Raw genomic sequence first — 23,618 nt, forward strand, 5'->3', positions numbered from 1 at the left:
TTGATGCGTTTAGCGGATAGCTTTTTAACCAAGGACTTTTATGTCGCGTCGTATCTCCCCCGTCATACCCGGCTTCGGGCTGACGCTGGGCTACACCTTGGTGTACCTCAGCCTGATTGTGCTCATTCCACTGGCGGCGATGTTCGTGCATGCCGCTCAACTCACCTGGGATCAGTTCTGGGCGATTATCTCGGCGCCACGGGTGCTCGCCGCGTTGAAGCTGAGCTTCGGCACCGCGCTCTATGCCGCGATCATCAACGGCATTATCGGCACGCTGCTGGCCTGGGTGCTGGTGCGCTATACCTTTCCGGGTCGAAAGATCATCGACGCGATGATCGACCTGCCCTTCGCATTGCCCACTGCCGTGGCCGGTATCGCGCTGACTGCGCTATACGCGCCCAATGGTTGGGTGGGTCAGTTTGCAGCGGACCTGGGTTTCAAGATCGCGTATACCCCCCTCGGCATCACCCTTGCCCTCACTTTTGTGACGCTTCCATTCGTAGTACGTACCGTACAGCCAGTATTGGCCGATATCCCCCGTGAAGTGGAAGAGGCGGCGGCTTGCCTGGGCGCAAAACCGTTGCAGGTTTTCCGCCATATTCTGGTGCCCGCGCTGCTGCCAGCCTGGCTCACCGGTTTCGCGCTAGCCTTTGCCCGTGGGGTCGGCGAGTACGGTTCGGTGATTTTCATCGCCGGCAACATGCCGATGAAAACCGAGATCCTGCCGCTGCTGATCATGGTCAAACTCGACCAGTACGATTACACCGGTGCCACGTCCATTGGTGTACTGATGCTGGTGGTTTCCTTCGTTCTGTTGCTGCTGATCAACTTGCTGCAACGACGCATCGAAACCCCATAAGGAGGCGCAGAAATGTCCCAATCGTCTATTGCTGCTGCTTCCTCGAACGCCGCCCGCCGTGGCAGCGCTTCATCGCGGCGAATCCTGATCGGCCTTGGCTGGCTGGTGTTCGCCCTGTTCCTGTTGCTGCCGCTGGTGATCGTGGTGTCTCAGGGCCTGAAGCTCGGAATCGGTGCGTTCTTCACCGCGATCTTCGAACCCGACGCTTTGTCGGCCCTGAAACTCACGGTCATCGCCGTGCTGATTTCGGTGCCGCTGAACGTGGTGTTCGGCGTCAGCGCGGCGTGGTGTGTGAGCAAATACTCGTTCCGTGGCAAAAGTATGCTGGTCACGCTGATCGACCTGCCGTTCTCGGTCTCGCCGGTCATCGCCGGTCTGGTCTACGTGCTGATGTTCGGCGCCCAGGGCCTGTTCGGGCCGTGGTTGCAGGATCACGACATCCAGATCGTCTTCGCCTTGCCGGGCATCGTGCTGGCGACGATCTTCGTCACCGTGCCGTTCGTGGCGCGTGAGCTGATCCCGCTGATGCAGGAACAAGGTACGCAGGAAGAGGAAGCCGCGCGCCTGCTGGGCGCCAATGGCTGGCAGATGTTCTGGCACGTCACCGTTCCCAATATCAAATGGGGCCTGATCTACGGCGTGGTGTTGTGTACCGCGCGGGCGATGGGTGAATTCGGTGCGGTGTCGGTGGTTTCCGGGCACATTCGCGGGGTGACCAACACCTTGCCGCTGCACGTCGAGATCCTCTACAACGAATACAACCACGTGGCCGCGTTCGCTGTGGCGAGCCTGTTGCTGATCATGGCGCTCTTCATCCTGCTGCTTAAGCAGTGGAGCGAAAACCGTATTAACCGCCTGCGCGCCAGCGCCGCGGAGGAATAATTCATGTCGATTGAAGTGCGTAACGTCAGCAAGAATTTCAATGCGTTCAAGGCGCTGGACAACATCAGTCTGGACATCCAGAGCGGCGAACTCGTGGCCCTGCTCGGCCCTTCCGGTTGCGGTAAAACCACGCTGCTGCGGATCATCGCCGGCCTGGAAACCCCGGATCAGGGCAACATCGTGTTCCACGGGGAAGACGTTTCCGGCCATGACGTGCGTGATCGCAATGTCGGCTTCGTGTTTCAGCACTACGCGCTGTTCCGGCACATGACGGTGTTCGACAACGTCGCGTTCGGCCTGCGCATGAAACCGAAAAACCAGCGCCCGAGTGAAAGCCAGATTGCGGTGAAGGTGCATGAACTGCTGAACATGGTGCAACTGGACTGGCTGTCGGATCGCTACCCGGAGCAACTCTCCGGCGGTCAGCGTCAGCGCATCGCGTTGGCCCGTGCCCTGGCGGTTGAGCCGAAAGTGCTGCTGCTCGACGAGCCGTTCGGCGCCCTCGATGCCAAGGTCCGTAAAGAACTGCGTCGCTGGCTGGCGCGGCTGCACGAAGACATCAACCTGACCTCGGTGTTCGTGACCCACGATCAGGAAGAGGCCATGGAAGTCGCCGACCGTATCGTGGTGATGAACAAAGGCGTGATCGAACAGATTGGCTCACCGGGCGACGTCTACGAAAACCCGGCCAGCGATTTCGTTTATCACTTCCTCGGCGATTCGAACCGTCTGCATCTGGGTGAAGACAACCACGTGCTGTTCCGTCCGCACGAAGTGTCACTGTCGCGGCATGAGCTGGAAGATCACCATGCGGCCGAGGTACGGGATATCCGTCCGCTGGGCGCGACGACTCGGGTCACGTTGAAGGTCGAAGGCCAGAGCGAGTTGATCGAAGCTGAAGTGGTGAAGGATCACGACAGCCTGATCGGTTTGGCGAAGGGCGAGACGTTGTTCTTCAAACCCAAGGTCTGGCAGAAACTCGCCAACATCTAAAGCAAAAGCTTCGCGAGCAAGCCCGCTCCCACACGGGATCTATGGTGTATATAGAACCCCTGTGGGAGCGAGGCTTGCCCGCGAAAGCGATCTACGCAGCAGCACGCTTCGGATTAACCCGCACACCCCCCACCCGCGCCTCGATCTGCTCTTTCAAATCCCGCCGTAACCCCAGCAAAAACGCCAGCTCAACCGCCACAAACAACGGCCCGACAATCAACCCCGTCACATCATCGACAAACGCCGGTTTGCGTCCTTCGTAATGATGGCCGACAAACTGAATCGCCCAGCCCACCACAAACATCCCGAGCCCGCTCGCCAGCCACACCAGCGTACTTTGCTGCGCAAGCACCTGACCCGCCCAGACGCACAGCCCCAGCAAAACAGTCATCAACACCCCGAGCCGCACCTCCAGGCGCAGGTAAAACCACCCCGAGGCCAGTGCCACCAGCATCGCCGGGGAAACCCAGCCTCCAAGCCATTGCGGCCGCGACAGCAACACCGCCACGGCCACCACAATCAACGGAATCCCGATAAAGTGGCTGGCAATGTTGCGCGGGTCACGGTGGTACGCGGCGTATTGACTGAGATGGTCAACGAGGCTTTTCATTGTTATTCCTCCTGTAGGGTGATTGATCATGCCTCGGGCTCACCTTTCGCTCTGTCAGGCAGGCGACAATCTCCAGGAGTTTTCATGGACATGCAGGTCTGGCGTTCGCGCCTGGAGTCGGGGCAGTGGTTCAGTCATTTACCTGTCCACTTACAGGATAGTCTGCTGGCTGCGGCCCGGGTGCGACGGTTGTCGTCGGGGCAACTGCTGTTCAAGCGCGGTGATCCGCCGTGCGGGCTGTATGCGGTGCTCGAAGGCTCGGTGCGCATCGGCGCGGTCAGCGAGCAGGGCAAGGAAGCATTGCTGAGCCTGGTGGAGTCGCCCCACTGGTTCGGCGAAATCAGCCTGTTCGACGGCCAGCCCCGCACCCACGATGCGTTCGGCGTGGGCCAGTGCACGCTGTTGCACATCCCGCAGGCGGCGCTGCTGGCGTTGCTCGACGAACAACCGGTGTACTGGCGGCAAGTGGCGCTGCTGATGAGCCACAAACTACGCCTGACCTTCGTCAGCCTCGAACAACTGAGCCTGATGCCAGCGCCGGCACGTCTGGCGCATCGCCTGCTGATGATTGCCGAAGGTTATGGCGAGTTCGATCCGCCGCGACGGGTGCTGCAACTGCCGCAGGAGCAATTGGCGTCGATGTTGTCGCTGTCGCGGCAGACGACCAATCAGATTCTGAAGGACTTGCAGGGGCAGGGGATTCTGGGTCTCAGCTACGGTGAAATTGAAATCCTGAACCTGGAAAAATTGCGGGCTACCTGTCAGATATGACAGTAGAAATAGGGTGTTCAGAGAGGTAAAAGGAGATTGTCGATGACGACAACCAAAGGAGATGGGCGTTATGAACGATATGAGCAATGACAATGAAGTGAAGGGTAGGTATAGGCCGTCACTTAACGCGATCCCTGCACCTGTAGTGAACTCTCCGGCGCCTGGCAGCAGCGTCAAAAGTCCCGTGGAATTCTCGGGCACTGGTGAGGAGGGCTGGCACGTCTATGTTGTCGCCGTGCCCATTGATGGAACGGAATACGCGTCTGCCGTGGTAAAAAACGGTGTGTGGTCGGTTTCGGTGGATATGGATGTACGGCGATATAGTGCGTTTGCGGTGCAAATGGACAATCGTGAAACATCTGAGTGGTCGAAAATATTCGATTTCACCGTCACTCCCTGATCAGCACATGCTTAAAAACTTTCATTGCCGCACGTGGTGTGTGCGGCTTCAGGCAGATTGTCGAAAGCGTTGGTTCTATCAACAAAGCCATCCTCGTTAGTACCTTCAGCTTGAAACACAAGTTTGTCATGGGCAACCCACTCGAAGAGGCTTAGCCTGTAAGCCTGAACAATCGAGGTGTGCCATGCGTGTGCTGTTAGTAGAAGACGAACCGGAGATCGCCCAACGCCTGGCCAACGGCCTGAACGAGGCGAGTTATGCGGTCGACGTGGCGCTTAACGGAATGGACGGCCGGCGCTTTATCGAGTCCGGCGAATACCAACTGATCATCCTCGACGTGATGCTGCCGGGCCTCAACGGCTGGCAGTTGCAGCAGCAGATCCGCAAGCTCGGCGACACGCCGGTACTGTTCCTCACTACCAAGGATGGCATCGAAGATCGCCTGCGCGGGTTGGAGCTGCATGAGGATGATTACTTGCTCAAGCCGTTTGCCGTGAGTGACCTGGTGGCGCGGGTGCGCAAGTTGTTGCGGCGGGATCGGGGGCGGTAGATTCAAGGGTCTGGGATAAAAAATGAGCTGGACTTCGGTATAAAACTGCACTAAATACAATGCATATCCACAATTTGTGGAAAATTGCACGGTATACGATGCAGGTTGAACAATGGAAAACCTTGGCGAACTCATCCGGTCTCTACGCAAAGAGCGAAAGCTTTCTCAGGATGCACTGGCAAAACAGTACGGCATGAGCCGTTCCACGATTTCAGGTATCGAGAACAACACCCTCTCGGAAATTGGTCTGCGTAAGGTTGAGGCGATCCTTAATGGATTCGGATACGTGCTTACCGCCGTGCCCCGTCAGTCGAAGCGCCCAACGTTGGACTCTCTGAAAAAGGCCAACTTCCATGGCTGAGCAGCAGGAAAAGGACAGGCTGCACATCAGTGTTTCCGGAGGGGCAATAGGCACCCTCGGTCGTGGTCAGTCTCGCGCAGATTCGGTTTTTACCTACGCCGAAAACGCGCAGGAAGAAAACGCAGTCTCGCTGACCATGCCGACGCGCCTTGAGAGTTACACGTGGGAGCAAGGTGTACTGCCCATTTTCGAAATGAACCTGCCCGAGGGCGCTCTGCGCGATGAATTGGTTCGTCGTTTCAGCAAAGCGGTGCGCGGGTTTGATGATTTCGCGATGCTGGCGATTGTCGGCCCGTATCAGCTTGGACGAGTGGGCATTGCGAACGCGCAAGATGCGAGTGACCGGCCCCCGGAAACCAGCCTTGCGGATCTTCTTATACATGACGGCGCGCAAGGTTTGTTCGATGATCTGTTGCACACCTATGGCCAGTATTCGGGTGTTTCGGGCGTCCAGCCGAAAGTGCTTGTCCGGGACAGTGCGACAACGGTCGACCGACTGACCCATCGAGGCGCGACGCACCTGGTCAAATCCTTTCGTCCAGAGGAATACCCCGAGCTCGCGGCCAACGAGTATTTCTGCATGCGTGCCGCGCTGCATTGCGGACTTGAAGTGCCGACATTTGAACTCAGCGAGCACGGTAAATTTCTGGTCGTCAAACGTTTCGATCTCAATGATCGAGGGTATTTGGGGTTCGAGGATTTTTGTGTCCTCAATGCCTGGCCATCGAAGGCCAAATACGATGGCTCGTATGAAGGTGCCGCGAAGCAAATCAAAGAATTTGTCTCCCCGTCATTGCTCAACCAGGCGCTTGAATCTTTCTTCAAGATCGTCGCGCTCTCGTCCGGTTTGAAGAATGGCGACGCTCACCTCAAGAACTTCGGGGTGCTGTACGAACATTGCGCCACCGATGCTCAGATCAACCTCGCTCCGGCCTACGACATCGTCACGACGTCGGTCTACATCAAGTCCGACAGCATGGCGTTGCTGTTAGGTGGATCAAAGGCTTGGCCCAAGTACAAAATGTTGATGCGGTTTGGTCGTTCGGCCTGCAACCTGACGGAAGGGCGCTGCAATGAACTGCTGCAACAGGTTGCTCATGGGATGGATGTGGCGATGGGCGAGATGGTTCACTACATTCGGGCTAACCGCGGTTTTGCCGAGGTTGGCGACGCGATGATGGATCAGTGGAAATCAGGTGTTGCACGAAGTCTGATCAAAAGCTGAGAACGATGTAGTGCATTGACGATCGCCTTCGCGAGCTTGCTCGCGATGAACCCGGAACAGTCAATCCACCTTCCAGATTTGTCACCGCAACCCATCCCGAAACTGCCCCGGTGTCATCCCGGTCCAGCGTTTGAACGCGCGGCTGAAGCTGCTGGTATCGGCGAACCCCAACAAATAACTGATCTCACTCAATGAGCATTGCGGATCACGCAGGTGCAGCAGCGCCAGGTTTTCCCGACTTTCGTTGAGCAGCGTATCGAACCGACAGCCTTCGTCCGCCAGATGCCGTTGCAGGCTGCGCAAGCTCAAGTGCAGGGCCTTGGCGATGTGTTCGGCGCTGGGTTCGCCTTCAGGCAATTGCTCTTCAATGGCATCGCGGACCTTGCGTTCCCAGGTCAGCGGTTTGAGTTGCGCCAGGGTGCGCTTGAGCACCGCTTCGTTGTGTTCGGCCAGTTCCGGGTTGGCGTCGTCCAGGTGACTGTCGAAGTCCATGAGGGCGAATTCCAGTCGGTCCTCGTCGGCAGCGAAATACACCGGTGAACGAAAGACTTTGTGCCATTGATGCGGGTCGGCCGGTTCCGGGCGGCGCAAGTACACCGCCATGGGAGCATATTCGCGGCCCAGGCGATTGCGGCAGGTGCGCACGTAGATCGCGGCAAATGCGTCGATGGCTTCGAGTGCCGGTGCGGGATTGCCTTCGGGAATTTTCAGGCGGAAACGGTAGCGATCCTCGGTGCGAGTCAGCTCCAGTTCCAAAGCATCGCTGACCACCTGGTGATAACGCACGATGCGCTCGAACACTTCACGCAGACTGCCACTGGCCACCAATGCATAACCGAGCGCATGAAACGTTGTCGGGCTGACAAAGCGCGACACCCGCAGGCCAATCGCCGGGTCGCCACTGACCTGCACCGCGATTTCCCACAGGCGCGTGGTGCCCGACAACGGGTAACGGGCGTTCGGGTCGTCCATCAACTGCGGGTCGAGCCCCGCCTGTTGGCACAGGGCGGTGCTGTCGAGGCCCAACGCATCAAGTTGCTTGCGCAGGGCGCGGGTCCAGCTGGCGAGGGAGGTCGGTTCAGTCATGCTGATTGGCGCTTCCGGTCAACAGGTTGGCGTTCACGGCTACCACCTTGCGAGGGTTCACAAGGCAGGATGCGAACATCAATAACCAGAGGATGGAAGCATGGACCGTACTTCTGCAAGTCCCCAACGACTGAATGCCGCCCAACGATCAGCCCATATTCGCGAAGTGGTGCTGGCCAGAGGCGTCGAGCTGCGCAAACGCTACCCGATTCTCAACCATCAGGACGCCTTGGGCGCGGGCATTCTGGCCTTCGCCCTGGCTGGAATGATCGGTTCGGCGGCGCTCTACCTGACCGGGCACATGGCCTGGTGGGTGTGCCTGTTGCTCAATGCGTTCTTCGCCTCGTTGACCCACGAGTTGGAACACGACCTGATTCATAGCATGTACTTTCGCAAGCAACGCGTGCCGCATAACCTGATGATGGGGCTGGTGTGGTTGGCACGGCCGAGCACGATCAATCCGTGGATTCGTCGGCATTTGCACCTCAATCACCACAAGGTGTCCGGTACGGAAGCCGACATGGAAGAGCGCGCGATCACCAATGGTGAACCCTGGGGTTTTGCGCGGCTGCTGATGGTCGGCGACAACGTGATGTCGGCGTTCATTCGCATGCTGCGGGCGAATACCTGGGCTCATAAAATCAGCATCATCAAACGCGCACTGAAGGTGTACGCGCCGCTGGCGCTGGTGCATTGGGGCGCGTGGTATGTGTTCCTCGGTTTTCATGCGGCTAATGGCATTGCCTATCTGCTGGGGACGCCAATCGAATGGTCGGCGACCACGCTGTCAGTGATGCAGGTGATCGACATCGCTGCCGTGGTGATCATCGGCCCGAACGTATTGCGTACGTTCTGCCTGCACTTTGTCAGCTCCAACATGCACTACTACGGAGACGTGGAGCCGGGCAATGTGATTCAGCAAACCCAGGTGCTGAACCCTTGGTGGATGTGGCCGATGCAGGCGTTCTGCTTCAACTTCGGCAGCAGCCACGGGATTCATCACTTTGTGGTGAAGGAACCGTTTTACATCCGCCAGATGACCGTGCCGGTGGCGCATAAGGTGATGCGTGAGATGGGCGTGCGGTTCAACGATTTCGGGACGTTTGGGCGGGCGAACCGGTTTGTGCGCAAGGACGCGACGGAGCCACAGCAAGTGCATGCTGCTCAGGTCTGAGCAACGTCTGCGGAAACTCAAAAGCGAAAACGTCCGTCATCAATTTGACCCAAAGGAACGGTAGGTTGTGACGCAAGCGACGATGATTCGACGGTTGTTCAGGATGATTGGTATATGTAATTCGGGTCTAACAAAGGAATTAAATATTCCTTTATTGGATAACTGATCTCGCCAATCATCGGCTTCAGAATTGTTGATCAGCGCAAATAGATTTTGAGTTTCCGGGGCCGTCTCCTTGGCAGGGTGCGGTCCCTTTTTTTTGTCTATTCAAAATCGCTGCATATTCATTATAGATCTTAATAAATAGCTTCTTATTCCTTAACGAATATAACTCCCGTCCCTATACTCGATCAGGAACAGACACGCAGCAGGAGAGTTCCCCCATGCGCAACGAATCAATTCGCTACCTGATTGTGCCGGGCTGGCAAGGATCGCCGGAAGATCATTGGCAAAGCCACTGGCAGAACAGTCTGCCGAACAGCGCGCGGGTGGAGCAGGCCGATTGGTTGACGCCACGTCGTGAAGACTGGGTGGCGGCGCTGGCCGAGGCGATTGCCGCTGACAGCACGCCGGTGATCTTGATTGCGCACAGTCTGGGTTGCATTACCGTTGCCCATTGGGCCGCCACTGCACCTCTGAATCTTTTGCGTCAGGTGCGCGGTGCCTTGCTGGTCGCGCCGGCGGACGTCGAGCGCCCCGCGTGCTCGCCGGCGCTGCGTAACTTCGCGCCGATCCCGAGCCACTTGTTACCCTTCCCGAGTCAGGTCGTCAGCTCCGACAACGACAGCGCCGTCAGTGCGCCGCGAGCTCTTGAGCTGGCCCGTAACTGGGGTGCCGAGGCGGGGATTCTGGCGGGTGCCGGACACATCAACGTGAAGTCCGGTCACCAGCGCTGGGAGCAGGGTTTTGCCTATCTCTATCGCCTGCAAAACCGTATGGAACATCACGCCCTGCGACGTGCGTAAACCTTTTTCCTGTTAAACGCCCCCCGTCTCCCCGGCGGTTTTGGGCGGGAGTCTGCCATGAGTTTTGAAGCCTTCGGCCAGCCACTGCTGACCTTCCCCGACGCCGAAAAAAGCCCGCTGAGCATTCGTGCCAAGGCGCTGGTGTTTGTCGATCCGCGCTCCCGTCAGTTGCGCCAGGAGCTGGAGCAACTGGCGCCGCGCTCGATCTCAGTGTTGATCCGTGGCGAGACCGGCAGCGGCAAGGAATTGCTCGCGCGGCATATTCATCGTGCGAGTGATCGCGGCGGGTTGTTTGTCTCGGTCAATTGCGGTGCCATCAGCCCGACCTATGCCGACGCTGAACTGTTCGGCTACGCCGCCGGCAGTTACAGCGGTTCGGCCAGCAGCCGTGCGGGGTGGTTCGGTTCGGCCAACGGGGGAACGCTTTATCTGGATGAGATCGGCGACTTGCCGCTGCCAATCCAGATCAAATTGCTCGTCGCGCTGGAAAACCACGAAGTCACCCGCGTTGGCGCTCATCAACCGAGCCCGGTGGACGTGCGCCTGGTGGCAGCCACCAGCATCGACCTGGCGCAAGCGGTGGCGGCCGGGAAATTTCATGAACGGCTTTATCACTACCTCGGCGAAGGCCAGCTCGAACTGCCCGCATTGCGCGAGCGAGTCGGCGATATCCTTTCGTTGTCCGAATATTTCCTCGGCATCTACAGCCAGCGCCTCGACCTGCCGGTGCCGCTGATCAGCGAAGCCGCGCAGCTTGTGCTGGAGCGGCACAGTTGGCCGGGCAACACCCGGGAGCTGGAAAACGTCATTCACTTTGCGCTGCTGGTCAGCACCGGCGACGAGATTCTGCCTGAGCATTTGAATCTGCCGGAGGTGCCTGTGTCGTTGGTGCAGATTGAGCAACAAGTAACTCACACGATCAAAAGCGGCACGGCTGCCGAGCGTTCGGCACTCAAGCGTTTGCTGGAAAACCTGGCGCAGACGCTGTAGTTATCGGTATGAACAAAATGGAATATGAAAGTGAATAAAAGATATTGTTCGGGAATAAAAAATCCCGGTATTGTCCGCTTCACGCCAGCGATAGCACTTCACTGGCACTCGTACTAATAGCCGTCGTCGACGACGACCGTGATTTTCGATAAGGACACTGCATGAAAAAGGTTCTGTTGTTCACCGCACTGGCGGCGGCCCTGACTGCGGGCCTGGCCCAGGCTGGCGAGAAACTGGTGGTTGCGGCGACCCCCGTTCCACACGCCGAGATTCTTGAATTGATCAAGCCAACCCTCGCCAAAGAAGGCGTGGACCTGGAAATCAAAGTCTTCACCGACTACGTTCAGCCGAACGTACAGGTCGATCAGAAGCGTCTGGACGCCAACTACTTCCAGACCCTGCCGTACCTGAAAAGCTTCAATGAAGGCAAAGGCACCAACCTGGTGACCGTGATCGGTGTGCACGTCGAACCGTTCGGCGGCTACTCGAAGAAAGTCAAATCCCTGGCTGAGCTGAAAGACGGCGCGACCATTGCCATCCCGAACGAAGGCAGCAACAGCGGCCGTGCCCTGATCCTGCTGCAGAAGGCTGGCCTGATCGAGTTGAAAGACCCGAAAAACGCCTTGGCCACCCCGAAAGACATCGCCAAGAATCCGCACAACTTCAAGTTCAAGGAACTGGAATCGGCCATGCTGCCGCGTGTGCTGGACCAGGTCGACCTGGACATGATCAACACCAACTACGCGCTGGAAGCAGGTCTGAACCCGGCTAAAGACGCGCTGGTCATCGAAGGTGCGGATTCGCCTTACGTGAACTTCCTGGTGGCCCGTCCGGACAACAAGGACAGCGTTGCCATCCAGAAACTGGCCAAAGCCCTGACCAGCCCGGAAGTGAAAGCATTCATCGAGAAGAAGTACAGCGGCGCGGTACTGCCGGCGTTCTGATTCGCGAGGTAAAACCCTTCAAGGTTTCGAACGCCGACGGCTGATAGAGCGTCGGCGTTTTTTTTGCCTGCGAGAAACCTGTGGCGAGGGAGCTTGCTCCCGCTGGGTTGCGAAGCGACCCTAAAACCTGCACATGCGCTTCTTCAGGCACACCGTTTCGACTGATTTTGCGACTGCTGCGCAGTCGAGCGGGAGCAAGCTCCCTCGCCACAAAAGCGCCCGCGCATTCAGGCCACCCTGGCCTTCAACGCCCTGCGCAACGCCACCAACAATTTCACGATTTCCTGCGGATCCAACCGCTGCGGCACTTTCACGTCAGCCATTTTTCTCTTCCTTGTGAGGGTTCGGCCAGGGAGTCTGGCCAAAAGCTGTGCGTCCTTGGAGGGGTTTTTCGAAAAAAAGATCCCTCCTACAGCTGCAAGGAAAATAGTCGTGTTCCCTTGCCTCGGCAAATCCGCAGAATAGTTTTTTGCGTGATATCAATATTCTTTTAAAACAAAGGGCATCAAGACAGTTGCTCCCACAGTTGACCGAGTTGCCCAGACGGGACGCGGTCTGATGTGGGAGCGGGCTTGCTCGCGAAAGCGGTGATCAGACGCGGACTTAGTCTGGCCAATGCCAGGCAGGCTCATCCAGCACCCGCTGCCCGACAATCCCCGTCTGGCCCAATGTTTTCTCCAACACAATGCAATTGCATTCCGGATCCTCCTGCAACGCCGTAATCAATCGCCGCGCATGGGACACCACCCAAACCTGGCACTGCTCCGATGCCCGGATAATCAACCGCGCCAGCGCCGGCAACAGATCTGGGTGCAAACTGGTTTCCGGCTCGTTCAGCACCATCAACGTCGGCGGCCGAGGCGTCAGCAGCGCCGCCACCAGCAGCAAATAACGCAAGGTCCCATCCGACAACTCGGCCGCCGACAACGGCCGCAGCAACCCCTCCTGGAAAAACTCAATCGCAAACCGCCCGCCCTGCAACGGCGCGATGTTCAACCGCGCACCGGGAAACGCGTCGCTGATCGCAGTCTGCAGCGCCTCGGGGTCGCCGATTTCACGAATCGTCTGCAACGCGGCGGCGAGGTCGCGACCGTCGTGGTGCAACACCGGCGTGCGGGTGCCCAATTGTGGTTGGCGCACCGGCGCATCGGCATCGCTGCGAAAGTGATCGTAGAAGCGCCAGCGGCGGATGAACTCACGCAATTGCATGACTTCCGGCGAGGTACGGAAGCTGCCGACCTGATCGAACAGGCTGTCGAAATTCGGTGTGTGCTGGGCCAGTACGTCCCAGTCGCGACCGACACGGGCGCGGATCATTGGGCCGTTACGTTCCACTAGAAGACTGGCCGGGCGATAAACCGGGCCGTTCCAGATGCATTCCTTTTTGATTTCCGGGTCCAGGGAAAACTCAGACAGGCTCGGCTCCGGTAAACCCAGGGCGATCGAGTAGCTGAAATCCTCGCCAGCGAATCCCAGGCGCAGACGCTTGGCGCCGTGGCGTACGGTCGCCTCGATCGGGACTTCACCATTGCGCATGCGCCGGGTGATGGTTTCCGGCCCGGCCCAGAACGTCGAATCCAGCCCGCCCTCGCGGGCCAAGGCGTTGACGACGCCACCCTGAGCGGTTTCCGCCAGCAACCGCAATGCGCGGTAGAGGTTGGATTTACCGCTGCCATTGGGACCGGTAATCAGGTTCAACCGACCCAGCGGAATCACCAATTTATTGATCGAGCGGTAATTGGCCACCGCGAGGGTTTTGAGCATAAGAGCGTCCTGCTGCAGAGGCCGTCAGTTTGCCTTATTGTCGGGAACACTGTGATCTCACTAGCGAGCTTTTGTGGCGAGCGAGCTTGCTCGCGCTAGGCTGCGAAGCGGCCCCAAAACCATCCAACGAGGTGTGTCAGGCAAAACGAGGCGCAGGTCTTGCGTCTGCTGCGCAGCCGAGCGGGAGCAAGCTCCCTCGCCACAGGGCGCGCGGTAATCCTGTGCACCCGTGGAACCCTGTTCTAAGCTCACAGTCGTATCGCCATTGGCACGTCCGTACAACGCAAAGGAGGCTGCATGGCTGGTCCCGGATTGAAAACAGTGGTTGGCCTGAGCCTCCTTGCCCTGCTGAGCGCCTGTGGCGATAAACCTCAGGTCGAAAAGGACCGTCCCCGGGTCTTCGTTCAAGAGGTCAATCCCGCGGATTACGCCGCGTCGGTGACGCTCACCGGCGATGTTCAGGCCCGGGTCCAGACCGAATTGTCGTTCCGCGTGGGCGGCAAGATCATTCAGCGCATGGTCGATGTCGGTGACCGGGTGTCGGCCAAGCAGGTACTGGCCAAACTCGATCCCAAGGACCTGCAGACCAGCGTCGATTCGGCACAGGCCCAGGTTGTCGCTGAGCAAGCCCGGGTCAAACAGACCGCCGCCGCGTTCGTTCGCCAGCAAAAACTCCTGCCCAAGGGCTACACCAGCCAAAGCGAATACGATTCCGCCCAAGCCGCCTTGCGCAGCAGTCAGAGCGCATTGACCGCGGCCCAGGCGCAATTCGCCAACGCTCGTGAACAACTCAGCTACACCGCGCTGATTGCCGATGCGCCGGGCGTGATTACGGCACGTCAGGCCGAGGTTGGCCAGGTGGTGCAGGCGACGGTGCCGATTTTCAGCCTGGCCCGTGATGGCGAGCGCGACGCGGTGTTCAACGTCTACGAATCACTGCTGGCCGAGGCCCCGGAAGATAAAACCATCGTGGTGAGCCTGCTCGACAACCCGGCGATCAAAACCACCGGCACCGTGCGGGAAATCACCCCGGCCGTGTCCGCGCAGACCGGCACCGTGCAAGTCAAAGTCACCCTCAACGGCCTGCCCGAGGGCATGCAATTGGGCTCGGTGGTGAGTGCCACGGCCAAGACTCCGGGGAAATCCGCCGTGGAATTGCCGTGGTCAGCGCTGACCAAAAACCTCAGCGATCCGGCGGTATGGCTGGTGGATGGCGAGGGCAAGGCGCAGCTGCACACCGTTACGGTCGGTCGTTACCTGACCGGCAAAGTGATCATCAGCGCCGGCCTGCAGGGCGGCGAAAAAGTCGTCATCGCCGGCGGTCAGTTGCTGCACCCCGGCGTGAAAGTCGAAATCGCCGAAAACACCTACAAGGATCTAGCAGTGGAAGCCCAGCCATGAAGCGTCTGTTACTGGTGTGCGGCGCTGTGATGCTGGCGGCCTGCTCGGAAAAAGAAGCGCCACCGGAGCCGGTACGCCCGGTGCTCTCGGTCAAGGTCCAGTCGCTGGACGAGGAAAACCTCGGCCGCTTCGCCGGCAGCATCCAGGCCCGTTATGAAAGCAACGTCGGGTTCCGTGTGCCGGGGCGCATCGCCAGCCGCAATGTCGATGTCGGTGCCGAAGTGGAAAAGGGCGCGCTGCTCGCCACCCTGGACCCCACCGATCAGCAGAACCAGTTGCGTTCCGCCCAGGGCGATCTGGCCAGCGTCCAGGCGCAATACATCAACGCCCAGGCCAACGCCCGGCGCCAGCAGGAGTTGTTCGATCGCGGCGTCGGCGCCCAGGCGCAACTCGACATCGCCCAGACCGATCTCAAAACCACCCAGGCCTCGCTCGACCAAGCGAAAGCCGCGGTCGATCAGGCCAAGGATCAGCTCAACTACGTCGAACTGCGCTCCGACCACAAAGCCATCGTCACCGCGTGGAATGCCGAAGCCGGGCAAGTCGTCACGGCCGGCCAGCAAGTGGTGACCCTGGCGCAACCGGACATCAAGGAAGCCGTGATCGACCTGCCGGACACCCTGGTCGATCAGTTGCCGGCCGATGTCGTGTTCCAGGTCGCAGCGCAACTGGACCCGAGCATTACCACCACCGCCATCGTTCGCGAAATCGAACCTCAGGCCCAAAGTGCGACGCGTACCCGTCGCGCCCGCCTGACCCTGACAGACACACCTGCCGGTTTTCGCCTGGGTACCGCGATCAGCGTCACCCTCAGCTCCGCGATCAAACCGCGCATCGAACTGCCGTTGAGTGCGCTCCAGGAGGTCGATGGCAAGACCCGCATCTGGGTCGTCGATACGCAGACCCAAACCGTTGCCCCACGAGACGTCAGCCTGGTCAGCCGCACGGATTCCACGATGATCCTGGCCAGTGGCGTGAAGTCCGGTGAGCGGGTGGTCAGCGCGGGTGTGAACAGCCTGAAACCCGGGCAAAAAGTGAAAATCGATGAGGACAGCCCACAATGAAAGGGAGTTTCAACTTATCCGAATGGGCCCTCAAGCATCAGTCGTTTGTTTGGTATTTGATGTTCGTCGCGCTGCTGATGGGCGTGTTTTCGTACATGAACCTGGGCCGCGAGGAAGACCCGTCGTTCACCATCAAGACCATGGTTATCCAGACCCGCTGGCCGGGCGCGACCCAGGAAGAAACCCTCAAGCAAGTCACTGACCGCATCGAGAAAAAACTCGAGGAACTCGACTCCCTCGACTACGTGAAAAGCTACACCCGGCCCGGCGAATCGACGGTGTTCGTCAACCTGCGCGACACCACCAGTGCCAAGGACATCCCGCAAATCTGGTACCAGGTGCGCAAGAAGATCAACGACATTCGCGGCGACTTCCCTCAAGGGCTTCAGGGCCCGGGTTTCAACGACGAATTCGGTGATGTGTTCGGTTCGGTGTATGCCTTTACCGCCGACGGCTTGTCGATGCGCCTGTTGCGCGATTACGTGGAACAGGTCCGCGCCGAAATTCGTGAAGTGCCGGGGCTGGGCAAGGTCGAGATGGTCGGTGAGCAGGACGAAGTTCTCTACCTGAATTTCTCTACCCGCAAACTGGCGGCGCTGGGCATCGATCAGCGCCAGGTGGTGCAGAGCCTGCAAACCCAGAACGCGGTGACTCCGGCCGGTGTGATCGAAGCTGGCCCGGAGCGCATCTCGGTGCGCACCTCGGGGCAGTTCGCTTCCGAGAAAGACCTGGCTAACGTCAACCTGCGGCTCAATGATCGCTTCTACCGCCTGGCCGACATCGCCGAGATCAGCCGTGGCTACGTTGACCCGGCGACCCCGGAATTCCGCTTCAACGGCCGCCCGGGCATCGGCCTCGCCATCGCCATGAAGAAGGGCGGCAACATCCAGGAGTTCGGCAAGGCGTTGCACCAGCGCATGACCGATCTGACCGCCGACTTGCCGGTGGGCGTCGGTGTGCACACGGTTTCCGACCAGGCCGAAGTGGTGGAAAAAGCCGTCGGCGGCTTCACCAGTGCCTTGTTCGAAGCGGTGGTGATCGTGCTGATCGTCAGCTTCGTCAGCCTCGGTGTGCGCGCCGGGCTGGTGGTGGCGTGCTCGATCCCGCTGGTGCTGGCGATGGTCTTTATCTTCATGGAATACAGCGGCATCACCATGCAGCGGATTTCACTCGGTGCGCTGATCATCGCCCTCGGCCTGCTGGTGGACGACGCAATGATCACGGTCGAGATGATGGTCACGCGCCTGGAAATGGGCGAGACCAAGGAGCAGGCGGCAACGTTTGCCTACACCTCCACGGCGTTCCCGATGCTCACCGGTACATTGGTGACGGTCGCCGGTTTCGTGCCCATCGGCTTGAACGCCAGCTCGGCGGGCGAGTACACCTTCACCCTGTTTGCGGTGATTGCCGTGGCGATGCTGGTGTCGTGGGTTGTCGCCGTGTTGTTCGCACCGGTGATCGGCGTGCACATTCTCAGCGCCAACGTGAAGCCCCATGACGCCGAGCCGGGTCGCATCGGCCGTGCATTCAATTACGGCATGCTCTGGTCGATGCGCAATCGCTGGTGGGCCATCGGCATCACGATCGCGCTGTTCGTGGCGTCGGTGTTTTCCATGCAGTTCGTGCAGAACCAGTTCTTCCCGTCCTCGGACCGCCCGGAAATCCTCGTCGACCTCAACCTGCCGCAAAACGCCTCGATCGCCGAAACCCGCAAAGCGGTGGACAGGCTCGAAGCGACGCTCAAGGATGACCCGGACATCGTGCGCTGGAGCACTTACATCGGCGAGGGGGCGATCCGTTTCTACCTGCCTCTCGACCAGCAATTGCAGAACCCGTACTACGCGCAATTGGTGATCGTCAGCAAAGGCCTGGAGTCGCGTAATGCCCTCAGCCAACGCTTGAACGAGCGGCTGCGCAAAGATTTCGTCGGCATCGGCAGCTACGTCCAGGCGCTGGAAATGGGCCCGCCGGTGGGACGTCCGATTCAGTACCGGGTCAGCGGCAAGGACATCGATCAGGTGCGCAAACACGCGATCGCCCTGGCTACCGAACTGGATAAAAACTCGCACATCGGCGAGATCATTTACGACTGGAACGAACCGGGCAAAGTCCTGCGCATCGACATCGCCCAGGACAAGGCGCGGCAACTGGGGCTGTCGTCGGAAGACGTGGCCAACCTGATGAACAGCATCGTCGTCGGTTCGCCGGTCACTCAGGTTGATGACGATATCTACCTCATCAACGTCGTGGGCCGCGCGGTGGACGCGGAACGCGGCACGCCGGAAACCCTGCAGAACTTGCAGATCGTCACCCCGGGCGGCACGTCGATTCCGCTGCTGGCCTTCGCCACGGTGCGCTATGAACTTGAGCAACCGCTGGTCTGGCGCCGCGACCGCAAGCCGACCATCACCATCAAGGCAGCGGTGCGCGACGAGATTCAGCCGACCGACCTGGTGAAACAGCTCAAGCCTGACATCGATAAATTCGCCGCCAGTTTGCCGGTGGGTTACTCGGTTGCCACGGGCGGCACGGTGGAGGAAAGCGGCAAGGCCCAAGGGCCGATTGCCAAGGTGGTGCCGTTGATGCTGTTCCTCATGGCGACCTTCCTCATGATCCAGCTGCACAGCGTGCAGAAGCTGTTCCTGGTGGCCAGCGTCGCGCCGCTCGGCTTGATCGGCGTGGTGCTGGCGCTGATCCCGACGGGCACGCCGATGGGCTTTGTGGCGATCCTGGGGATTCTGGCGCTGATCGGCATCATCATCCGCAACTCGGTGATTCTGGTGACCCAGATCGATGCCCTGGAGAAAGAGGGCCTCGCGCCTTGGGATGCCGTGGCGCAGGCCACGGAGCATCGACGCCGGCCGATTCTGCTGACCGCTGCGGCAGCAAGTCTGGGGATGATCCCGATCGCCCGGGAAGTGTTCTGGGGGCCGATGGCGTACGCGATGATTGGCGGGATCATTATTGCGACGTTGCTGACGTTGCTGTTTTTGCCGGCGCTTTACGTCGCCTGGTACAAAATCCGCGAGCCGAAGAAAGGTGATCGGCTTGAGACCCACCCCTCACCCTAACCCTCTCCCCAAGGGGTAGAGGGGACTGACCGAGGTGTTCCGGAGAAATTTTGCGATCGGGGAAATAGAGTTGAACTCAGGTTTTGAAAAGCTTGAACATCTGCTCCCTTCCCCCTCGCCCCTTTGGGGAGAGGGTTGGGGTGAGGGGTGGATCTCATTGACACACCCCCACAATCACGCCCGACGCCAAACACTCGCCAACCAAGGCTGCTGCTCCCGCGGCAGCCCCGCCGGCCGGTAGTAATGCTCCAGCTCCACAAACCCCGCCTCAGTCAGCAATTGCTGCCACGCCGCCAGATCGTGATACGCCCCATACCGTGACCCATTCCACCCTTCCTGATTCTCGCCCCGCGGATTGGAACTGAACAACACGCCACCCGGCTTCAACGCCCCGCGCAACTGTTTCAACACCCGAGGCAATTCCTGGCGCGGGATATGAAACAGCACCGCATTGGCGAAAATCCCGTCGAAGCGTTCATTCGGCAGATCCAGCTTCAGAAAGTCCTGCTGCCACACCTCACAACCACTGTCCTCACGCGCCATCTGTGCGAACTTCTCCGACCCATCCAGCCCGACAGCCGTGTGGCCCATGCGCGTGAACGTCTGCAAATCACGCCCCGGCCCACAGCCAAAATCGAGAATGTCGAACGGCGCCTCGCCCTGAATATGCCGCAACAGGGCGTCGATGTTCTGGCTGACATCATGATCGCGAGTCCCCTCGCGAAAACCCTCGGCCACCGAGTTGTAATGGCCCAGGGTGGTGGCGGTGATCTGCTCGAGGTCAGTGGGGGTTTGTTTCATGGTCGGCTGCGCAGGCAATGGGGATTTGTCGAATATACGCCATGAGGCCGGTGGCTGCTGCGCAGCCAATCGCGAGCAGGCTCGCTCCCACAGTTGATCGCGTACACCTGTGGGAGCGGGCTTGCCCGCGATAGCGATGTCTCAGCCCTGCTTCATCCCCAGGCAATCAATGGAACGATCAACCATGGCTTTGGCAATTTCCAGCAGATGCCAGACAGAAAACACCATGGCCCGGTCCGCGCCTTTGAGGTGATCGCCACACTGATACGCCGTGACGGACGCGCAACGCAGCAGATCAGCGACATAGAGTTGGGTGTCTTCGAAACTCACGTCTTCGCTGACGTTGTAGAACCGCAGCTCATCGGGTGCTGAAGGCTGTTCACCGGTGAGGTAGAAATCGATTGCACGATAAAGGGCGGAGCGGTCTCTTGGCCTGTCGTCAGTCGGTTTGCCTTGGGTGGACGTTTCGGGAGGTGGATCGGGGACGGATCTTTTCATTGGTGTTGCTCCTATTGCTGCTGGGAAGCTGACACCTTCGCCTACTAAGCGGTGGGTGGCAGCTGTGCGCAGGTAGTAGGCCGGTCAATAGGAAAACCGGTGCACCCAGGGGTGCCCCACGCACAGCCACCATTTTCTGCACGCGGCAAGAAACACCGGGCATGAGCATGGAACCGCCATACGCCTATTGTTCCGGGCTACTAGACCCGATCACTGATATGCAGTGATGGACCGAGACTAGCCACCGAAATTGGCAGGCGCAAGCGAGCGGAATGATCTAGGAAATGTCCTGCAAATGAAAGGGAACAGGCCTGTAGGCGCACTGATTTTCCTGTGGGAAATGTTCCCCCTGTCACGAAGGAAATTGCCTGTGTCGAGAGTGCTTTTGTGGCGAGGGGGTTTACCCCCGTTGGGGTGCGCAGCAGCCCCCAAAGCCATTCAAAGAGGTGTGTCAGGCAAACCAGGTCAGCAGGTTTTGGGGCCGCTTCGCAGCCCAACGGGGGTAAACTCCCTCGCCACAAAAGCTTTACAACCTTGACCGCATTCAGCGCTTGTTGAGCCCCCGTGCCAACCGATCTCCACCGAGCTGGATCACCGCCACCAACACCACCAGTAACACAATCACCGTCAGCATGATCTGGCTGTCGAAGCGCTGATACCCGTATCGATAGGCGATATCGCCCAGTCCACCGGCACCAATCGCCCCGGCCATGGCCGACGAGTTGATCATGGTCACCAGCGTAATCGTGAAACCACCAACAATCCCCGGCAGCGCCTCAGGCAACAGCACATGCCAGACGATGTGCCAGCGCCGGCAACCCATCGCCTGCGCGGCTTCGATCAACCCGTGATCAACCTCTCGCAAACTAACTTCCGCGATACGCGCAAAAAAAGGCGTGGCCGCAATCGTCAGCGGTACCACGGCGGCCCAGACACCGTACGTGGTGCCGACGATCAAGCGGGTGAACGGGATCAGCGCCACCATCAGAATCAGGAATGGAATCGAGCGGAACAGGTTCACGAATGCGCCCAGTGCGCGGTTCAGTGCCGGTGCTTCGTAGATGCCACCCTTGGAACTGGTGACCAGAATCACCGCCAGCGGAATGCCCGCCAGCAGCGCAATCAGCGACGACACGCCGACCATCAAAAACGTGTCGATGAAGCCTTGCAGCAAGCGATCAAACCACATAGCCCAATACCTCCGCCTGTTGCGCCCAATTGCCGGCACGCTGACGCAATTCTTCAGCGCCGAGCGACGAACCCGTCACCGCCAGCAGCAATTGCCCCAGCGCGTGGCCCTGAATCCGTTCCACGCCACCTTGTAGCAACCTCACGCGTCCACCGAGGGCGCTGAACAAGGCCGCCAGATCCGGTTCATCTGTCGCGCTGCCAGTGAATTGCAAACGCAACACCACCGCCGCGTCCGAAGACTGTGGTTGCGGACGCAAGCGGCTTTGCAGTTCTTGCGGCAGAGCGTGTTGCAACGGCGCGAGCAAGGTCTTGCTGACGTCATGCTGCGGGTTGCCGAACACTTCCCACACCGGCCCTTGCTCGACGATGTGCCCGTGTTCCAGCACCACCACCCGATCGCAGATATCGCGGATCACCGCCATCTCGTGGGTGATCAGCACAATGGATAAACCCAGGCGCTGATTGATCTCGCGCAGCAGGCCGAGGATCGATTGGGTGGTCTCCGGGTCCAGCGCCGATGTGGCTTCGTCGCACAGCAGAATTTCCGGATCGTGCACCAGGGCGCGGGCGATGCCGACGCGTTGTTTCTGCCCACCCGACAGCTGCGCCGGATAGGCCTTGTGCTTGCCTTGCAGGCCCACCAGCTCCAGCAATTCACGGACTTTCTGTTCGCGTTTTTCCTTGGGCACACCGGCCACTTTCAGCGGCAACTCGACGTTCTGCCAAACGGTTTTGGCGGACATCAGGTTGAAGTGCTGGAAGATCATGCCGATCCGCCGGCGCAGCGCCACCAGACGGTCTTCATCGAACTCGCCGATGTCCACTTGATCGATCAACACCCGCCCGGTGCTCGGTTGCTCCAGACGATTGATGGTGCGGATCAGCGACGACTTGCCGGCGCCGCTGCGACCGATGATGCCGAACACTTCACCGCGCTGGATCGCCAGGTCGATGCCGTGCAAAGCCGCCACCGGACCTTGCTGGCCAGTGTAGGTTTTACCCAGGCCGATGAAGCGCACGTGCGCCCGGTTCAGGTCCGGGTGCAGTTCGGTCTGTTCGGCTTTATGTGGCTCTGGAATATCCAGTCGCCGTTGGATCGCGGCCGTCATCCTCAGCTTTCCCAACCGGCTTGATAGAGCTTGCCGTGGGCTTTATCCAAGGCTGCGCGAACGGCTGGCGAGTGCTGGTAAATGTCGACGAATTTGATCAGGCGCGGGTCGGTTTTGCTTTTCGGCTGGATCACGAACTGGATCACGTATTCCTTGTGATCGAGGCCATCAAACAGCAGCGCAGAACCGGCATCGAAGGTCTTCGACAGACGGATGTAGGCCGGGTAGCCCTGCACAAGATCAGCGTCGTCATGGGCGCGCACCAGTTGCACAGCCTCAACCTGCAGGATCTTGATGTTCTTCGGGTTGGCAATGATGTCTTCTTCGGTGGCCTTGTAGCCGACACCCGGTTTGAGGGTGATCAAACCGGCCTTGGCCAACAGTTGCAGGCCGCGACCGCTGTTGATCGGGTCGTTGGCAATGGCGACGCTGGCGCCTTGTGGCAAGTCGTCGAAGCTTTTGTATTTCTTCGAGTAGAGGCCGACGTTGTTGATGATTCCCGGCGCGAACGGCACCAGGTCAAAACCGGCGGCGGCCTTGGCGTTTTCCAGGAACGGGACGTGCTGGAAGTAATTCACATCGATGTCGCCGGCCGCGAGGCTGACGTTGGGGGCGATCCAGTCGCTGAACTCCACCAGGTCGACTTGCAGGCCTTGTTTTTTCGCTTCTTCAACGGCGGCCTCCAGCGGAATGGCGAAGGCGGCGGTGGTACCGACTTTCAACGGCGCGTCGGCGGCGAAGCTGATGGAGCTGAAGAGGCCGAGGGCCAGGGCCAGTGCTTTGACTGGGTGGGTGAGGTAGGTCTTTTTCATGATGGTTATTCCAGTCAGTGCATAAATTTGGGGTGTCTGTTCGGACCTCTTCGCGGGCAAGCCCGCTCCCACAGGGGTTGTGTGAACACCCGAGAAC

23 protein-coding genes are annotated in these 23,618 nt (G+C 59.4%); 15 read left to right on the forward strand and 8 right to left on the reverse strand.

The genetic code is table 11. The annotated features are described in order from the left end of the window. The first annotated feature begins 40 nt into the window (after positions 1-40). The 3 genes from cysT to DJ564_RS01955 are packed head-to-tail and all read left to right on the forward strand — an operon-like array spanning position 41 to position 2,734. On the forward strand, positions 41-859 hold the full coding sequence (cysT, locus tag DJ564_RS01945) for a sulfate ABC transporter permease subunit CysT (RefSeq protein WP_109627246.1): 819 nt from the start codon (positions 41-43) through the stop codon (positions 857-859). A gap of 12 nt (positions 860-871) precedes the next feature. Further along, the gene (cysW, locus tag DJ564_RS01950) at positions 872-1,741 is read left to right on the forward strand and encodes a sulfate ABC transporter permease subunit CysW (RefSeq protein ID WP_109627248.1); all 870 of its coding nucleotides are present in this window, start codon (positions 872-874) and stop codon (positions 1,739-1,741) included. Positions 1,742-1,744: 3 nt separating this feature from the next. Further along, complete coding sequence (locus DJ564_RS01955; RefSeq protein WP_109627250.1) at positions 1,745-2,734, forward strand: sulfate/molybdate ABC transporter ATP-binding protein; 990 nt, start codon at positions 1,745-1,747, stop codon at positions 2,732-2,734. A 91-nt stretch (positions 2,735-2,825) separates the two neighbouring features. On the opposite strand, the gene DJ564_RS01960 is transcribed toward DJ564_RS01955, so the two are convergent. Continuing rightward, positions 2,826-3,344: a DUF962 domain-containing protein gene (locus DJ564_RS01960; RefSeq protein ID WP_109627252.1), complete on the reverse strand. Its 519-nt coding sequence runs from the start codon at positions 3,342-3,344 to the stop codon at positions 2,826-2,828. An 84-nt stretch (positions 3,345-3,428) separates the two neighbouring features. Between DJ564_RS01960 and DJ564_RS01965 the strand changes: the two genes are divergently transcribed. The 5 genes from DJ564_RS01965 to DJ564_RS01985 all read left to right on the forward strand — a co-directional run bounded on the left by DJ564_RS01965 (position 3,429) and on the right by DJ564_RS01985 (position 6,651). Continuing rightward, on the forward strand, positions 3,429-4,115 hold the full coding sequence (locus DJ564_RS01965; protein WP_109627254.1) for a Crp/Fnr family transcriptional regulator: 687 nt from the start codon (positions 3,429-3,431) through the stop codon (positions 4,113-4,115). Positions 4,116-4,185: 70 nt separating this feature from the next. Beyond that, positions 4,186-4,515: a hypothetical protein gene (locus tag DJ564_RS01970; protein WP_109627258.1), complete on the forward strand. Its 330-nt coding sequence runs from the start codon at positions 4,186-4,188 to the stop codon at positions 4,513-4,515. A 184-nt stretch (positions 4,516-4,699) separates the two neighbouring features. Continuing rightward, positions 4,700-5,065, forward strand: a complete 366-nt coding sequence (locus tag DJ564_RS01975) for a response regulator (RefSeq protein ID WP_109627260.1) — start codon at positions 4,700-4,702, stop codon at positions 5,063-5,065. Between the two features lie 112 nt (positions 5,066-5,177). Next, positions 5,178-5,426: a helix-turn-helix domain-containing protein gene (locus DJ564_RS01980; RefSeq protein ID WP_109627262.1), complete on the forward strand. Its 249-nt coding sequence runs from the start codon at positions 5,178-5,180 to the stop codon at positions 5,424-5,426. Next, a complete protein-coding gene (locus tag DJ564_RS01985; protein ID WP_109627264.1) occupies positions 5,419-6,651 on the forward strand; it encodes a type II toxin-antitoxin system HipA family toxin in 1,233 nt (410 codons plus the stop codon). Before DJ564_RS01980 ends, DJ564_RS01985 begins: the two co-directional genes overlap by 8 nt. A gap of 81 nt (positions 6,652-6,732) precedes the next feature. Here the strand turns inward: DJ564_RS01985 and DJ564_RS01990 are convergent, their stop codons facing one another. Then, positions 6,733-7,737 (reverse strand): AraC family transcriptional regulator, encoded by a 1,005-nt coding sequence (locus tag DJ564_RS01990; protein WP_109627267.1) that lies wholly within the window; start codon positions 7,735-7,737, stop codon positions 6,733-6,735. Positions 7,738-7,837: 100 nt separating this feature from the next. Between DJ564_RS01990 and DJ564_RS01995 the strand changes: the two genes are divergently transcribed. The 4 genes from DJ564_RS01995 to DJ564_RS02010 all read left to right on the forward strand — a co-directional run bounded on the left by DJ564_RS01995 (position 7,838) and on the right by DJ564_RS02010 (position 11,810). Beyond that, positions 7,838-8,911: a fatty acid desaturase gene (locus tag DJ564_RS01995; RefSeq protein ID WP_109627269.1), complete on the forward strand. Its 1,074-nt coding sequence runs from the start codon at positions 7,838-7,840 to the stop codon at positions 8,909-8,911. A 383-nt stretch (positions 8,912-9,294) separates the two neighbouring features. Next, the gene (locus DJ564_RS02000; RefSeq protein WP_109627271.1) at positions 9,295-9,876 is read left to right on the forward strand and encodes an alpha/beta hydrolase; all 582 of its coding nucleotides are present in this window, start codon (positions 9,295-9,297) and stop codon (positions 9,874-9,876) included. A 57-nt stretch (positions 9,877-9,933) separates the two neighbouring features. After that, complete coding sequence (locus DJ564_RS02005) at positions 9,934-10,866, forward strand: sigma 54-interacting transcriptional regulator (protein WP_109627273.1); 933 nt, start codon at positions 9,934-9,936, stop codon at positions 10,864-10,866. A 161-nt stretch (positions 10,867-11,027) separates the two neighbouring features. Next, positions 11,028-11,810, forward strand: coding sequence for a MetQ/NlpA family ABC transporter substrate-binding protein (locus DJ564_RS02010; protein WP_064675356.1), 783 nt, complete (start codon positions 11,028-11,030; stop codon positions 11,808-11,810). A gap of 603 nt (positions 11,811-12,413) precedes the next feature. On the opposite strand, the gene DJ564_RS02015 is transcribed toward DJ564_RS02010, so the two are convergent. Further along, a complete protein-coding gene (locus DJ564_RS02015; RefSeq protein WP_109627275.1) occupies positions 12,414-13,574 on the reverse strand; it encodes an AAA family ATPase in 1,161 nt (386 codons plus the stop codon). Between the two features lie 297 nt (positions 13,575-13,871). Between DJ564_RS02015 and DJ564_RS02020 the strand changes: the two genes are divergently transcribed. From DJ564_RS02020 to DJ564_RS02030, 3 genes are read left to right on the forward strand one after another with little or no spacing between them, the layout of a single operon-like run. Next, positions 13,872-14,975 (forward strand): efflux RND transporter periplasmic adaptor subunit, encoded by a 1,104-nt coding sequence (locus DJ564_RS02020; protein ID WP_109627277.1) that lies wholly within the window; start codon positions 13,872-13,874, stop codon positions 14,973-14,975. Beyond that, positions 14,972-16,039, forward strand: a complete 1,068-nt coding sequence (locus tag DJ564_RS02025) for an efflux RND transporter periplasmic adaptor subunit (RefSeq protein ID WP_109627279.1) — start codon at positions 14,972-14,974, stop codon at positions 16,037-16,039. The genes DJ564_RS02020 and DJ564_RS02025 overlap by 4 nt, the downstream gene beginning before the upstream one ends. Then, positions 16,036-19,110 carry an efflux RND transporter permease subunit gene (locus DJ564_RS02030; RefSeq protein WP_109627281.1) on the forward strand — a complete coding sequence of 1,025 codons (3,075 nt, stop codon included), beginning with the start codon at positions 16,036-16,038 and terminating at the stop codon, positions 19,108-19,110. The genes DJ564_RS02025 and DJ564_RS02030 overlap by 4 nt, the downstream gene beginning before the upstream one ends. 174 nt (positions 19,111-19,284) lie before the next feature. On the opposite strand, the gene DJ564_RS02035 is transcribed toward DJ564_RS02030, so the two are convergent. From DJ564_RS02035 to DJ564_RS02055, 5 genes are all read right to left on the reverse strand, one after another. Further along, the gene (locus DJ564_RS02035; RefSeq protein WP_109627282.1) at positions 19,285-19,911 is read right to left on the reverse strand and encodes a bifunctional 2-polyprenyl-6-hydroxyphenol methylase/3-demethylubiquinol 3-O-methyltransferase UbiG; all 627 of its coding nucleotides are present in this window, start codon (positions 19,909-19,911) and stop codon (positions 19,285-19,287) included. Positions 19,912-20,052: 141 nt separating this feature from the next. Further along, on the reverse strand, positions 20,053-20,409 hold the full coding sequence (locus tag DJ564_RS02040; RefSeq protein ID WP_109627285.1) for a DUF6124 family protein: 357 nt from the start codon (positions 20,407-20,409) through the stop codon (positions 20,053-20,055). Positions 20,410-20,953: 544 nt separating this feature from the next. Next, positions 20,954-21,598 (reverse strand): methionine ABC transporter permease, encoded by a 645-nt coding sequence (locus tag DJ564_RS02045; RefSeq protein ID WP_030128490.1) that lies wholly within the window; start codon positions 21,596-21,598, stop codon positions 20,954-20,956. Next, a complete protein-coding gene (locus tag DJ564_RS02050; protein ID WP_109627287.1) occupies positions 21,588-22,709 on the reverse strand; it encodes a methionine ABC transporter ATP-binding protein in 1,122 nt (373 codons plus the stop codon). Before DJ564_RS02050 ends, DJ564_RS02045 begins: the two co-directional genes overlap by 11 nt. Before the next feature lie 2 nt (positions 22,710-22,711). After that, positions 22,712-23,521, reverse strand: a complete 810-nt coding sequence (locus DJ564_RS02055) for a MetQ/NlpA family ABC transporter substrate-binding protein (RefSeq protein ID WP_109627289.1) — start codon at positions 23,519-23,521, stop codon at positions 22,712-22,714. Between the last annotated feature and the right edge of the window lie 97 nt (positions 23,522-23,618).

Source organism: Pseudomonas sp. 31-12, assembly GCF_003151075.1.
In the GTDB taxonomy this organism is placed as follows: domain Bacteria; phylum Pseudomonadota; class Gammaproteobacteria; order Pseudomonadales; family Pseudomonadaceae; genus Aquipseudomonas.